Annotated in this window: 7 protein-coding genes; 4 read left to right on the top strand and 3 right to left on the bottom strand. The window is 69.5% G+C overall.

Going from position 1 to position 15,229, the window contains the following annotated elements; all coding sequences use genetic code 11:
- Positions 1-47: 47 nt before the first annotated feature.
- The 3 genes from ASF76_RS03485 to ASF76_RS03475 all read right to left on the bottom strand — a co-directional run bounded on the left by ASF76_RS03485 (position 48) and on the right by ASF76_RS03475 (position 9,911).
- Positions 48-3,080, bottom strand: coding sequence for a family 43 glycosylhydrolase (locus ASF76_RS03485; protein ID WP_082484814.1), 3,033 nt, complete (start codon positions 3,078-3,080; stop codon positions 48-50).
- Positions 3,081-3,253: 173 nt separating this feature from the next.
- Positions 3,254-8,740, bottom strand: a complete 5,487-nt coding sequence (locus ASF76_RS03480; RefSeq protein WP_055952941.1) for an Ig-like domain-containing protein — start codon at positions 8,738-8,740, stop codon at positions 3,254-3,256.
- Between the two features lie 136 nt (positions 8,741-8,876).
- Positions 8,877-9,911 carry a LacI family DNA-binding transcriptional regulator gene (locus tag ASF76_RS03475; RefSeq protein WP_235561221.1) on the bottom strand — a complete coding sequence of 345 codons (1,035 nt, stop codon included), beginning with the start codon at positions 9,909-9,911 and terminating at the stop codon, positions 8,877-8,879.
- A 145-nt stretch (positions 9,912-10,056) separates the two neighbouring features.
- Between ASF76_RS03475 and ASF76_RS03470 the strand changes: the two genes are divergently transcribed.
- The 4 genes from ASF76_RS03470 to ASF76_RS03455 are packed head-to-tail and all read left to right on the top strand — an operon-like array spanning position 10,057 to position 15,176.
- Positions 10,057-11,352 carry an ABC transporter substrate-binding protein gene (locus ASF76_RS03470; RefSeq protein ID WP_055952935.1) on the top strand — a complete coding sequence of 432 codons (1,296 nt, stop codon included), beginning with the start codon at positions 10,057-10,059 and terminating at the stop codon, positions 11,350-11,352.
- A 53-nt stretch (positions 11,353-11,405) separates the two neighbouring features.
- Positions 11,406-12,311 (top strand): carbohydrate ABC transporter permease, encoded by a 906-nt coding sequence (locus ASF76_RS03465; protein ID WP_055952932.1) that lies wholly within the window; start codon positions 11,406-11,408, stop codon positions 12,309-12,311.
- Position 12,312: 1 nt separating this feature from the next.
- On the top strand, positions 12,313-13,221 hold the full coding sequence (locus ASF76_RS03460; protein WP_082484813.1) for a carbohydrate ABC transporter permease: 909 nt from the start codon (positions 12,313-12,315) through the stop codon (positions 13,219-13,221).
- Positions 13,222-13,223: 2 nt separating this feature from the next.
- A complete protein-coding gene (locus tag ASF76_RS03455) occupies positions 13,224-15,176 on the top strand; it encodes a glycoside hydrolase family 127 protein (protein ID WP_055952928.1) in 1,953 nt (650 codons plus the stop codon).
- Positions 15,177-15,229: the final 53 nt, after the last annotated feature.

Here is a 15,229-nt window from a genome sequence, read left to right as displayed (position 1 = left end):
TGTCGGGGAGGGAAGGGGGCGGGCGGACCCGCCCCCTTCCCGAGACGTCAGTTCTGGGCGCCGTACGATGCCTCGAAGGTCTCGGTGACCTGCGCGCCGTCGACGGTGGCAATGGCCGCCACCGTGACCGCTCCCGCGGGTATCGACGACTTCCTCGAGGTGAACGACGCACTCACCGTCTTCCCCGGCTGCACGCCCGTGACCGTCTTGGTCCCGTACGCACTGGTGAAGACCAGATCGACGGCCACGTCATCGCTGTTCTTCGCCGTCGCGATCACGTACGCCTTGCCCGCGATCATCCGCGTCGAGGCCGACGACTCGATCACCAGCGTCGGAGCGGGCGCCTCGGCGGCCCACGCCTCGAACTCCTGGATCGCGGCGGAGCCCTGACCCTCCTGGGCGCCCCACGACTGCATGAGCGCGCGCAGAGCGGTCGTCTCGACCGCGGCGAAGGCGACCTCGTTCACCGCGTCCGATGACCGGGCGTACGTGTCGTCGGTGTCGACGTCATGCCAGGCGCCGGCGGCGTCGCGGTACTGCAGCACCCACGACCGGGGCGGGATGAGTCCGGCGTTCGCGCTGTCGGCGGCGTCCCGGCCGAACTGGACACCCGCGCGATCGAGCCGTACCGGGCGATCCCAGCTGAGCTGCACCCACTGCTCCCCGACCCGGGGCCAGGTGCCCCAGCCGGTCGTGGTCGACCCGTCGATGACGTTGTCGACGGGCGCCCACCCCGAGGCCGACGACGCGGTCGGGGTCGCGAAGCGCGCCACGTTGCCGGTCAACGGCGCGTCGGGCGAACGCGGGATGGTGGTCGCCGTCGGCGTCGAGACGTTGCCCGCCGCATCCGTCGCCCGCACGAAGACGACGTGGCGCTCCACGCTGGGCGCCGACACGGCCCCCGTGAGCGGCTTCCAGGCGGCGGACTCGTCGATCGCGTACTCGAGCCCGGCGAGACCGGAGCCTCCGTCGGTCGCCGTCGCCGACACGGTGCGCGCGGTGGCGTCGAGCTGCGCGGTCACCCGAGGGGCCGTCGCATCGATACGGAACGCGGCCGTGGCGTCGGCCGAGGAGTTGCCGGCGGCATCCGTCGCCCGCGCGATCACCGTGTGTGAGCCGTCGACGGCCACGACGGTGTCGACGCGGCGCACGTCGGCGGTGTCCGTCAGGGCCCCGCCGTCGATCCCCACCGAGATGCGCGAGCGCACATCGCGGTCGTCGGTGGCGGTGACCCGCGCGGTCACGGGCCCGACGTACCAATCGCCGGCACCCTTCGGTCCGCGCAGTTCGATGCCGACCTCCGGGGCGACGGTGTCCGGCGAGGTGTCGGCTCCGACGACCGTCACGGTCGCCTCGACGCGCCCGGCGGCGTAGCCCTGCGCGGTACCGGCGACCGTGAAGGTGCCGGTCGTCGCGTACGACGCGGGGTCGACGGCATCCCACTTCACGGGCGCGGCCACGCGGTCGGCGCCGTAGACGAGCGCGACGGTCTCGGGCAGTTCGGGCGCCTCACCCACCAGCGTGCGGGTGGTGGCCGGCTCGAAGCCGTCGGCGGCGACGGTCCCGACCGACCACTCCTCGACAGCGAGGGCCGAGTACTTCACGGGCGTGGCTTTGCCGGGGGCGGCGTTCATCACGGCCCGCAGGCGTGTCGTCGTCACCGGGGTGAAGGTCACCTCGTGCATCTGCCGCACCGTCGTGGGGTAGCCACTGGGGTTCCGCACGTCGTTCCAGCGACCCTGGTCCCAGTACTGCAGCGACCAGGATGCAGGGGCCGAGACGCCGTCTCCGGTCCCGGGCTCGCGGTCGCTCCAGAACTGGATCGACGAGCGATCGACGCGTACCGGTTCGGCCCAGTCGTACTGCACCCACTGGCTCGCGGGGCGGTCCGCCCCGTAGGAGCCCCACATGTCCGGCGGCAGCGGGTTCGGACGGACGATGCCGTCGTTGAGCGCCGCGATCCAGTACTGCACCGGGATCGGCTCGTTGGAGGCGGATGCCGTCGCCCACGGCGCCACGTTCTGCGACGGGGTCGCGTCGTCGTCGCGGACCGGCGTGGTGACGACCGGCTTCATCCGCGCGGGTGTGACCGAGTCGTCCCACTCGACCTTGTCGACGGCGACCGAGCGGCGGAAGTGGTTCCCGCCGACCGCATCGGCGGTGTGGTACGCCATGTACCACTCGCCCTTGAACTCGGTGATGGCGGGGTGGCTCGTTGTCGACGACACCGGCGCGAGCACGCGGCCTTGCGAGGTCCACGGACCCATCGGCGTCGGCGCCGTGGAGTAGGCGATGCACGCGTGGTACACCGCGGGGGTGCACCAGCTGTCGGGGCCCGCGGTGTTCGCCGCGTAGGCCAGGTAGTACGTGTCGTTGCGCTCGAACAGCCAGGCGGCCTCGAAGAACCCGTCGACACCGCTGCGGATCTCGGTCGGCGTGCCGACGAGGGTCTTCATGTCGGATGCCAGTTCGACACCGAACAGGCGGCTGAAGCTGCCCCAGTACATCCACACGCGACCGTCGTCGGCGACGTACACGGTGGGGTCGATGTTGTGGGCGTCGTTGCCCAGGATCTTCTGCGACACGATCGGACCACCGGCGTAGTCGGTCCACGGGCCCGAGGGAGTGTCGGACACCGCGATACCGATGCCGAACGGATCGACCGAGGTGCTCCCGGCCTCGTGCACGGGCACGTACCAGTAGAAACGGTCGTCGCCGCCCTGCACGACCTGGCCCGCGTAGGCGCGCCCGGGGGTCGCCCACGAGAACACCTGCTCCGGCCGCATCAGCGCCGGGTGGTTCTCCCACTGCCCGCCCTCGACATCGGTGGTCGAGAACGATTGCCACTCGTTCATGATGAAGTCGTTCGTCGTGGGGCCCGCTTCGTCGCGGCCGGCGTAGACGTACAGCGTGTCGTCGACGACGAGGGTGGCCGGGTCGGCGGAGTACACCGATCCGTCGCCGAGCAGGGGGTTGGGAAGGGCGGCCGCGGGACTGACGGGTGCCAGCGCCAGGAGGCCTGCCACGAGGCTCGCGGCGGCGGATGCCGACAGGAGCCGACGAGCGGTGTGTCTGGTCATGAGGTTCCTTCGAGGGGAAGTCGCGTCGGGGTCTGGAGTGGTGCTCCTCTCCAGGGCGCTCCGCGCGAGTCGGGCGCGGGCATCCGGGAGGGAGAGGGAAAGGAGGGGCTGTGGCTCGCGATCGGAACGAGGGGGAACGGGGATGGGACGAACCCACCCCCGTTCCCCTCCCGTCAGTTCAGTGCGCCGTACGGTGCGTCGAACGTCTCGGTGACCGGCGCGTCGCCGACCGTGGCACTCGCCGTCACCGTGGCGACTCCCGCAGGGATGCTCGCCGCCCGCGAGTTGAACGACGCGCTCACCGTCTTTCCGGGCTGGACGTCCTTCACCGTCTTCGTCCCGTAGGCGCTGGTGAAGACGAGATCGACGGGGACGTCGTCGGTGTTCTTCGCGGTCACGATCACGTACGCCTTCCCCGCGATGGCTCGACTGGCCGCGCTCACGGCGACGTCGAGAGCGGGTGCCGACGCCTCGGGAGCCTCCCACACCTGCCATTCCTTGATGCCGACGCTGCCCTTGCCCTGCTCGGTACCGACCGGGTCGAGCGCGAGACGGAGCTTCGTCGTGGTCACCGGCTCGAACGAGACCGCGTTGTAGGTGTCCTTCGCGGTGCCGTACGCCCCCGCGTTCTTCACCGGGACCCACGCGTTGGTCGCGGCATCCCAGTACTCGGCCTTCCAGGCGGCGGGGACGTCGATGCCGAGGCCCTGCGCGTCGATGTTCGACACGAAGTACACGCCCAGCTCGCCGATGCGCACCGGCTCCTTCCAGTCGTACTGCACCCACTGGTCGGTGACGGCCGGCCACACTCCCCACACGTTGGGGTTGTCGTTCGGCGTGACGTCGCCCGATGCGGTGGGCTGCACGTCGTCGTTCAGGCCGGTCACCCTGTTCCATCCGGCGGTTCCGGATGCCGTGGGCGTCGCGAGCAGGGCGACGTTGCGCTTCTGCGTGCCGTCGGCCTTCGGCACCGTCTTCTCGACGACCGCGGAGACCTTGCCCGCCTTGTCGGTGGCCCGCACCTCGACCTTCGTCTCGTCGAGCCCGACGAGCACGGTGCCGGACAGGGTCGACCAGACGCCGCCGTTCAGCCGGTACTCGATCGAGGCGACTCCCGAACCGGCGTCCGTCGCGGTCGCCTTGACCGTGCGCGAGACCGCGTCGGCCGTGACCTCGAGGGCCGGAGCCGTGGTGTCGATGCGCACGGTCTGCGCCGCCACCGGCGACGTGTTGCCCGCCGCGTCGGTCGCCCGTGCCTGCACGACGTGCGACCCGTCATCGCTCACCGACACCGCGGCGGTGTAGGCCGTCCATTCGCCCTGACCGACGCGCACCTCGACGCGGGGAGCGGGATCCCGGTCGTCGGTGGCGGTGACGTTCACCGTGACCGCCTGGGTGTACCAGCCCGACCCGGGGGCGGCCGGCGACACCTGCAGCGCCACGGTCGGCGCCTTCGTGTCGGTGCTTCCGCCGTCGACGGTCACCGCGGCCGAGGCGGCCTTGGTGCCGGGCAGATCGCTCTGCACCGTTCCTTCCACGGTGAACGTGCCCGGCGATGCGTAGGACGCGGCGTCCACCGCGTTCCACGTGACCGGGAGGTCCTGGCGCGAGCCGTCGTTGAACAGCACGCCCACGGTCTCGGGCAGCACCGGCGCGACACCCGGCAGGGTGCGCGTGGTCACGGCATCCACCTGGTTGATCTGGCCGGGAGGCGTCGCCCGCACCCACACCGTGGCCTTGGCGGCGACCGGCGAGCCCGGGACGATGCCCGAGAGGGGGAAGCTCCCCTCGCCGGCGACCTGCGCGTCGGTGACCTCGGCCCACGTGACCGCGAGGTCGGCGTGGCTGCCGTCCGAGAACGTGGCATCCACCGTCGCCGGGAGCTCCGGCTTCGTGCCCACGGCGGTGCGCACGTCGATGGGTTCGATCGAGACGGGGGCGTCGGCGAAGACCTTCCATTCGCTGACGGCCACGCCGGCGAACGTCGACCCCGAGCCGGTGGCCGAGAGCGTGGCGCGCACGCGCGTCGTCGTCACGGCACCGAAAGTAACGGTGTTGGGCGCGCTCCGCTCGAGGGTGTACTCCGACGCGGCCGGCACGTCCGCCCACGCGGCTCCGTCCCAGTACTGCACCTTCCATGCGCTCGGGACGTTCACGCCCTGGTTCGACGCGGGGTCGCCCTGGTCGGACCAGAAGTTCATCTCGACACCCGACACGCGCTGCGGTTCGTTCCAGTCGTACTGCACCCATCGGGTGGCGGGGTTGTCTCCGCCGGCCCAGGTGCCCCAGACGTCGGTGCTGGCGCCGCCGTTGTAGAGGATCTTGCCGTCGTTGACCGCACCGACCTTGTTCCATCCCGCGGTGAACGAGGCGGTCGCAGTCGCGGCGGGTGCGACGTTGGCGCCCTGGGTCGCCACGTCTCCCTGCACCGTCACATCGGTCTCAGAGGTCTGCTCGCCGTCGGTCGCCGACAGCCGCAGCACGTACTCGCCCTTCGCGGAGAAGCGAGCGGTGGTGGAGGCCGCCGCGGCATCGTCGAAGAGAACCGTCGCATCCTCGGGGGCGCTCACCACGCTCCAGCGCGCGCTGAGCTCGCCGCCGGGCAGACCGTCGTCCTTGACCGTGCCGACGAGGGCCGCCGACCCGCCGGCCGAGGCCTGCCTGTCCTGCCACGCCGTGACCAGTGGTGCCTGGTTCGTGGATGCCGGAGCGGCGATGCCCGTGGAGAACACCTGCAGTTCCTTCACCCCCGTCTTGGCGCCCGCGGCGTGCGTCGCCGTGAGGCGCACGGCGTCGCCGGTGACCTCCGGGAACTGCACGTGGTTGTAGTTGGCCCGCGGGTAGGCGGGGGTGCGAGCCTGCTGCGGGATCGTCGACCACTGGCCGTTCCGGCGCACCTCGAGGGTGTACACCGAGGGCTCGGCGTAGCCGGCCGCCGTGGCCGTGGAAGAGCTGTCGTAGAAATACGTGCGGACGTCGTCGAACGTCTTCTCACCGCCGAGCTCGACGGTCAGGGAGTCCTTGGCGTTCGGCGAACCCGCGGTGCCCCAGAAGGGCTCGTTGATCGTCGTGCCGTTGACGGCGCCGGCGGGCTCGCGGCCCGCGGCCGAGAACGACGCGGTCGCGGAGGTGGCGAGGTTGGCGCTGCCGGTGCTCTCGGTGCGCACGTCGGCGCCCGCCTTGGCGAACAGGTCCACGACGCGGGCGTCATCCGCGAAGCGCACGTCCTGCGGGGCCTTCACCGCGGATGCCGCGGCGGTGGTGACCTTCGCGTCACCCTCGACGACCTCGACGGTGCCGCTGGCGGGGTCGTAGACCACGTGCGACAGCTTGTCGACGGTGAAGGCGAGCGTGCCGTCGAGGAAGACGGAGTATCCCTCGGGCACGTCGTCGCCGTAGTGCCGCTCGCCACCGGGGGCGTCCCAGGTGACCGTCAGGTCGCGGTCGCGGTAGCGGATGTTGTTCGCGGTGAAGTGATCCCAGCCGATGTCGATCGGGTCGAGCTCGATCTTGGCGTCGCTGCGGGTGCGCACACCCATGGCGTCCTCGATCATGGTGAAGTTCGTCGCACCGAGGATCGTGTGGTGGATCCAAGAGCGGTAGTCGATCTTCTGGGGGTCGGCGGAACCGTTCGCCCAGAACTCGTTCTGGTCGGGCAGACGGTTGTCGCCGCCGTTCTGGTAGTGCGACCACGCGTTCCAATACAGCAGCTTCTTGTACCACTCGGCGTCGATCGCGTCGGTGGGGTAGTCGCGCAGCACCTTCGACAGCATCCGGAAGGTCACCGTGGAGTTGATGACCGAAAAGTTGTTGCTGCCCTGGCCGCCGGTGGCGTTGTACGCCGCCTGGTCGGCCTGGTTCGCGGTGTAGAAGGGGAAGATCGGGTACTGCTTGTCGTCGGCGAACAGGCGCAGCGCCTCGACGTAATCGTCGTTGTAGTCCGCGTCGCCGGGCTTGGGCACCAGGCCCACCGAGAACGGGTAGTAGTTGTTGATCTCCTTCCACGGCACGTGCTCGCCGTTGTTCGCCATCGCGTGCTCGAGGAGCTTGCGGTCCGGGTTCCACAGGACCTTCATGACCTGGGTCTTGATGTTCTCCGCGAACGCCTGCATCTCGTCGGCCTTGGCGGTGTCGCCGGCCGTGCGGTACGCCTCGGCCGCGGCGAGGGCGTTGGAGTAGAGGTACGCGTTCTCGGTGCGGTCCTGGTAGCCGCCCTTCCAGTGGAACGACACGGCATCCGCGTCGTTGCCCGTCATCGCGCCCCAGTTGTATTCGATCAGGCCGTTCTTGTTGAAGTCGTAGGCGTCGACGAGACCCTTCACGTCGTCCTCGGCGTACTCGGCGAGGTTCTTCGCGATCGCGGTCGGCCCGCCGTGCAGCTGGTAGGAGCGCAACGCGGCTTCGGAGATGTACTGGGTGTAGCTGTTCGACCAGTTGGCGGGGTCGCCGGGATTGTCGACGAACTTGTAGCTCTTGCTCGTCTCGCCCGTCGAGACCCACGGACCGTACGAGTAGATGGGGTCGCGGAAGTACTTCAGGTCGTCGATGAACATGCCCGTGGTGAGCACGATCGAGTTGTTGTACCCGAGCACACCCTCCATTGCGACCGGGAACTGGTAGGTGTTGCCCGGCATGTCGGCGTCGAGGAAGTTGTATCGCATCAGCCACCAGCGGTAGTAGAGCGTCTTGTCGATGTTGTCTTCGGGGGTGTCGAGGTAGGGCACGTTGTCGGCCCACCACTTGTTGTACGCGGTGACGTGCGCGGTGTACGCCTCACCCGCGGACTGGGCCCGGGTCGCGTCATAGTCGGTACGGGAGGCGGCGATCTCGTCGGTGACGAGGCCGAGCTGCACCTTCGCGGTGGCCGAGCCCCCGGCGGGCACCGACAGCGTGCGAGTGAGTGTCTCGCCCGCGGGGGCGAACCCGTCACCCGAGAAACGGGGCGACAGCTTCGTGAGGTCGTTCAGCGCCTGAACGTGGCCGACCAGTTCGTCGCCCTCGGCGGTCAGCGCATAGGGGGAGGATGCCACGAGCTCGACGTCGACCGCCCCGCCCGTGGAGCGCACGTCGAGGTTGGTCACCAGCACGTTGGCATCGGTGATGAACTTCGTCTGCACGACCTCGATGCCGCCGCCACGGTGGACGCTGCGCCAGTAGCTGGGCGTCTGCTTGCGCTGCGAGACGTCCTCGGTCAGCCCGACGTCGTTCCCGCCGACCCGTGCGGTGATCGTGTAGCCGGAACGCCCGTCGATGGACTCCCAGTACGCGAGCTGACCGCCGAAGCCGAGGACTCCGGGGTTGTGCTCCTTCATGAATGCGGCGCGTCCGCGCGTGAACAACCACTGGTTGTTGTCGCCGAAGCTTCCCGCGTCGCCGGTGCGCGCGAGCATCTCGTCCATCCAGAAGTCGCTCGACGCACTCGAGCCCGCGCCGGCGGCGAGATCGGCGTCGAAGATCCTCTGCAGCTGGTTACCGGGGGTGTAGGTCACTCCCGTGTCGGGGACGGGGGTCGGGCTTCCCGAGAACGTCGGGTAGCCGATGTCGGTGTTGGCGGCGTTCGCCGGCGCGACCACGAAGGTCGTTGCCAGCACCGTCGCGATCGCCGCTGCGGCGATCGCGGAACGCCCGACGCGACGGGGGGTCGTCGGATTGCAGTCCACTGTGTCTGTTCCTCTCGGCGCTGCTCGTCGATGAGCAGCGGGTGCGTGGGAGGCACGCTACCGAGGGCGGAGAATGTTTCGCAATCCTTTTCGGTAATTTCGAAACATCACCGAAAACGGGGGGGAATTCCGAAAATCATCGCCGCGCGATGGTGGATGCACGGATGACGAGCTTGACCGGCATGGGGTGCGTCCCGGCGCCGACGTCGACGCCGTCGATCGCATCGAAGACCCGCTGCGCGGCCTGTCGGCCGAGCTGCTGGAGGTTGGCGTTGATGCTCGTGAGGGGAGGTCGGGCGTTCTCGGTGAGCAATTCCCAGTCGTCGTATCCGATGACCGCGAGATCGCCCGGAACGTCGCGGCCGAAGTCGCGCGCGGTGTCGAGGACACCGCGCGCGATCTGGTCGGAACCGCAGAACACGGCATCCACCTCGGGATGCCGCTCCAGCAGGATCGCGGCCGCGTCGCGGCCCCAGTGCTCGTTCCACGCGGCGAACATCGGCTCGCCGACGAAGTCCAGCCCCGCCGCCGCGAGTGCCGCACGGGCCCCGGCCAGGCGGTCCTGGGCGGCGGCGTATGACGGGTCGCCCGAGATATGGGCGATGCGGCGCCGACCGCAGGCCAGCAGGTGCTCGATCGCCAGGCGCCCGCCCGAGTAATTGTCCGGGGTGAGCGAGAGATCCCGGGGGTCGTCGGACGGGGAGTAGGCGTAGACGACGGGCACCGGCAGCTCCTGCCCCAGCGAGGGACGGGGGTCGGTCTGGCGCCCCACGACGATGATGCCGTCGACCCGGCGACTCAACAGCGCGCGCAGGTGGTGCTGTTCGCGTATCGCGTCTCCGCGTGCATCGCACAGGAAGACGTTGATCTGCCCCGCCCCGAACGCGTCCTCGGCACCCATCAGGATGGGGATCACGAAACGACCGTCGAGGTCGTTGGTCAGCAGGCCCACCGTGCCGGTGCGTCCGGCCAGCAGACCGCGCGCCATGGCGTTGGGGGTGAAGGCGAGCTCTGCCGCGGCCTCCATGACGCGCTGCCGCGTCCCCGCGGCGACGTCACCGCGACCGTTGAGCGCCTTCGACGCCGTGGCGATCGAGACGCCGGCGCGGCGGGCGACATCGCTCAGCGTGGCTGCGCGCACGGGATCGGTCGTCATCGGCTTCCGTTTCATGTTCGTTACCTTCCGCCGTCTTGACGGATCGGCAACACACACGTTACCGTCCCGAAAGGGATTTCGGTTATTTCGATGACCACCCCGCCAGCGGTGTCGACCCCGAATGTCGCATCCGCTCAATGAAGAGCTAGAGGAGACTGCAATGACCCCATCCCGGCGCCGCTTCGCCCTTCGGGCCGCGACGGCCATCCTGGCCGCGAGCGCTCTCGTCGGCGGACTTGCCGCGTGCTCGGGCGGCTCGACCGCCACCGCACCGGCCGACATCCCCGCCGAGGGCACCGACGACGGTTCGACCCTCACCCTGTGGACGCGCGCACCCCTCGAGAAGCAGGCGAAGCTCCTCGTCGAGGCCTACAACGCCAGCCACCAGAACCAGGTCGAGCTGACCGTGGTCCCCAACGACGACTACGTCGCCAAGGTGGGCGCCGCAGCGGGTTCGGGTGGACTCCCCGACCTGTTCGCGGCCGACATCGTCTACGTGCCGAACTGGGTCGAGCAGGGGCTGTTCCAAGACATCACGGCGCAGATCGACGGGTTGTCGTACAAAGACACCATCAACCAGGGTCACCTCGACGCGGGCACCCTCGATGGAGCCGAGCACGTGCTGCCCTTCGTCCTCGACCTGTCGGTGATGATGTGGAACAAGGAGCTCGTGGCCGAGGCGGGCCTGGATCCCGAGAAGGCTCCCGCGACCCTCGCCGACTTCGCCGAGACCGCCAAGGCCGTGCAGGCGCTGAACAAGCCTGGCGTCTCGGGCACCTCGACGGGACTGAACTGCGGCGGATGCCTGCTCTTCACCTGGTTCCCCTCCATCTGGGCCTCGGGTGAAGACGTCCTGGGTGCCGACGGCACCGAGTCGCTGCTGAACAACGACGCAGCCCAGGAGGTCTACTCGACCTGGAAGGACCTCGACGCCGCGGGCGCCGTCGCTCCCGGCTCCGCCGATGAGACCGGCGCCACGTGGGTGGCCGGCTTCCAGGAGGGCAACGTCGGCATCATGCCCTTCCCCGCCACACTCCTTTCGGGCCTGTCGTTCGACGCGGGTGTCTCCGGTATCCCGGGCGTCGACGGCGGCGAGTCGACCTTCGTCGGCGGTGACGGCGTCGGCATCTCGAAGGACTCGAAGCAGTCCGCCCAGGCGTGGAACTTCCTGTCCTGGCTCACGTCCGAAGACGCGCAGGTGGGTGTCCTCGCCAAGGACGGCAGCACGGTCGCCCGCTCCGACCTCGCCGAGAACGAGTACTCGTCGAAGGACCCCCGTCAGGTGGCCGTCAACGAGGTAGCCGGCAAGGGCAGGACCCCGGTCGCGCTGAACTTCCAGCAGGCGTTCAACGCTCCCGGCAGCCCCTGGCTGACGCTCGTGCGCAACGCCGTCCTGAACGGCACCGACACCGTCGACGCCGACAACGACGAGATCACCGCCGTCCTGTCCCAGTAATCCCTGTGGGGGTGCCGCTCCGGCGGCACCCCCACACCCCCGGAAGGAACACCGTGGCTCTCACCACTTCGCCCCGCCGTTCACGGTACAGTCGCACGGCGCTGGGCGGTCCCGTCCAGGGCTGGCTGTACGCCGCCCCCACAGCCCTGTTCGTCGTCGCACTCTTCGTCATCCCCCTCCTGCTCGTGCTGCAGATGTCGGGCTCCGACTGGCCTCTGCTGCGCGGCAACAGCGGTCCGAACTTCCCCGAGAACTTCGTGGACGCCCTGAACCACCGTCTCTTCTGGGACTCGGTGCGGTTCACGCTGCTCTACACCGCCATCACGACCGTCCTGCTCATCGGCCTGGGTCTCGGTCTCGCGCTCCTGGTCCAGGAGTCCACGGCCTGGAAGGGGTTCCTGCGGACGGCTTTCCTGCTGCCGAGCGCGCTGGGCCTGGCATCCGCATCCCTGCTCTTCTACGTGCTCTACTCCCCCATCGCCGGCCCCTTCGCCGGACTCATGGAGTCGTGGGGCATTACTTTCCTCGGCTCTCCCGAGGGCGCCCTGTGGTCGACGGTGTTCCTCATCGTCTGGCGGTTCGCCGGGTTCTACATGCTGCTGCTGCTCGTCGGGCTGCAGGGCATCCCGGAAGACATCTATGAGGCGGCGCGCATCGACGGCGGGTCGCGCTGGCAGATCTTCCGCGACATCACGGTGCCGCTCCTGCGCCCCACCTTCGCGCTCACCACGGTGATGTGCGTGACGGGGTCGCTGCTGGCGTTCGACCAGTTCTACATCCTGACCAAGGGCGGCCCCGACAACAGCACCATGACCGTGGTGCAGCTGATCTACAACATCGCTTTCCAGGGGCAGAACAGCCTCGGCATCGCCGCCGCGCTGTCGGTCATCATCCTGCTCGCCCTCGTCATCATCAACGCCGTGCAGCTGCGCGCGTTCCGTCGTCCCGAGGAGGCCTGACATGGCCACGACCGACATCCGTCCGCGCGCAGCCGTCACCGGCAGCACCCGCGCGATCGTCGCCCCCGGCTACCGGGGTCGTCCCCGGCCCCGCGGCGCCCTCCTGTGGGGGCTGCCGAGCAAGGTCTTCACGGGCGCCGTGGCCATCATCTTCCTGTACCCGCTGGTGTGGACCGGTGTCGCCTCGGTCAGCCCGCAGGCCGGGACGAACCAGGCCGAGGGGTGGGGCTTCGGCAACTACGAGAAGCTCGCCAACTTCCAATCCGGCATCTGGGTCTACCTCGGCAACTCGCTGTTCGTCTCGGTCCTCACGGTCGTACTGACCCTGCTCATCTCGTTCCTCGGCGGCTACGCCTTCGCGCGGTTCTCATTTCCCGGCAAGAACCTGCTGTTCCTGTCGGTGCTGGCGATCCTGATGGTGCCGTACGCCACGCTGCTCATCCCGCTGTACGTCATCCTCAACGCCGTCGGCCTGCAGAACTCCCTCGTCGGCGTCGCCCTCGTGCTGACGATGTTCCAGCTGCCCTTCTCGATGTTCATGATGCGCATCTCGTTCGAGTCCGTCCCGCGCGAGCTCGACGAGGCCGCCCTCGTCGACGGCTGCACGAGCTTCAGCGCGCTCTGGCGAGTGCTCCTGCCCGCCGTGAAACCCGGACTCATCACCGTGGGCCTGTTCGCCTTCCTCACCGCCTGGAACGACTTCATCGCCCCGCTGATCCTCATCAACGACCAGTCGCGCATCACCCTGCCGCTGGCCGTGGCGAACCTCCGCGGCCAGACGATGGGCGTCATCGACTACGGCGTGACCGAAGCCGGTGTCGTCGTCCTCGCTCTGCCGTGCATCGTCCTGTTCCTGATCCTCCAACGTCACTACGTGCGCGGCTTCATGTCGGGCGCCTTCAAGGGATGACCATGTCGACCACACTCCCCACCCGTCCCCTCGACCCCGCCCCGGCCCGCACCGTCGTCGCCCCCGTCGTCCCCTCCCGTTCGCGCCTGCGGCCGCTCGGCCTCGACGAAGTCCGCATCACCGGCGGGTTCTGGGGTGAGCGCCAAACCGTCAACGCCGCACACACGTTGTCCCACATCCTGGGCCGTCTCGAGTCCGAGGGCTGGCTGCCGAACTTCGATCGCGCCGCGGCCGGCACACTGCCCGCCGGACGCCGCGGGCGGGAGTTCAGCGACTCGGAGGTGTACAAATATCTCGAAGCCGCGGCGTGGGAGATCGGCCGTCACGCCGACGCCGATCTCGAGCGCACCTTCCGCGCCGTCGTCGACCGGGTCGGCGCGGCCCAGGAGGCCGACGGTTACCTCAACACCGAGTTCGGCCGGATCGGCCAGCAGCCGCGGTGGTCCGATCTGGAGTGGGGCCACGAGCTGTACTGCCTCGGCCACCTCTTCCAGGCGGCCGTGGCACGCGAGCGCACGCGTCCCGGAGCCGACGACCGTCTCCTCGTCATCGCCCGGCGCGCCGCCGACCTCGTCTGCGATGTCTTCGGCGCCGAGGGGATCCCCTCCTTCTGCGGTCACCCCGAAATCGAAGCCGCCCTCGCCGAACTGGCGCGCGTCACCGGTGACGAGCGGTACGCCGCGCAGGCAGCGCTGTTCGTCGCGCGCCGCGGACACGCGACGCTCGCCGACATCGAGTGGGGCCGTCGCTATTTCCAAGACGACGTCCCCGTCCGCGACGCCACCGCTCTGAGCGGCCACGCGGTGCGGGCGAACTACCTCGCTGCCGGCGCCGTCGACGTCGCCGTCGAGAGCGGTGACGACGACCTCCTGGCCTCGCTGCGCGCACAATGGACCCGTACGCGTGGACGCCGCACCTACATCACGGGGGGCCAGGGCTCGCACCACCAGGACGAAGCCTTCGGCGATGACTGGGAGCTGCCGTCGGACCGCGCGTACTCCGAGACGTGCGCCGGCATCGCGTCGGTGATGTTCGCGTGGCGTCTGCTGCTGTCCGGGGGCGACGCCGCCTACGCCGACCTCATCGAGCGCACGCTCTTCAACGTGGTCGCCACCTCGCCCTCCGCCGACGGCCGCAGCTTCTTCTACGCCAACACGCTGCATCAGCGCGTCCCCGGTGTGGTGCCCGACCCCGACGCGACCTCGCCGCGCGCCTCCTCGTCGCTGCGCGCACCGTGGTTCGAGGTGTCGTGCTGTCCGCCGAACGTGGCCCGGACCCTCGCCAGTCTCGACGCCTACGTCGCCACGGCCGACGATCGCGGCATCCAGATCCACCAGTACGCACCGGCTGAGATCCGCACGACCCTCGACGACGGTCGTGACGTGTCGCTGCACGTCGACACCGCCTATCCGAGCGACGGCACCGTCCGCATCACCGTCGACCACGCTTCGGATGAGGCGTGGACCCTGTCACTGCGCGTCCCGGAGTGGGCCCGGGGTGCGGGAGTGCGCGTGTGGAGCGACGGCTCCGTCACGGAGGACACGGCCGTCGACGCGGGGTGGGCCCACGTGACGCGCGCGTTCCGTGCCGGTGACGTCGTCGAGTTGGACCTGCCGATGGCGCCGCGCGTCGTGGTCCCCGATCCGCGTATCGACGCCATCCGCGGGTGCGTCGCGATCGAGCGGGGTCCGGAGGTCCTCGCTCTCGAGTCGGTGGATCTGAACTCGGGAGACGACGTCGGAGAGGTCGTCCTCGACGCAGCCGCGCTCCCCGTCGAGGGCGACGGTCGCGTCTGGGTGCAGATCGCCGACCGCACCCCCACCGCCGGCGGGTGGCCGTTCGGCGACGGTCCCGCTGCACCGGATGCTGAACCGAGCCGGGTCGCGCTCGTCCCGTATCACGACTGGGGCAACCGCGGTCCGTCCACGATGAGGGTCTGGATGCCGACCGCCTGAACGACCCCGCGGATCGGGTCCTGAGCCGGCGTCCCGCGTACGCGGGCGCTGGC

The organism is Microbacterium sp. Leaf151 (genome assembly GCF_001424225.1).
Lineage (GTDB): Bacteria > Actinomycetota > Actinomycetes > Actinomycetales > Microbacteriaceae > Microbacterium.
The sequence above is the reverse complement of the archived record's forward strand: the minus strand, read 5'-3'. Positions and strand labels throughout refer to the sequence as shown.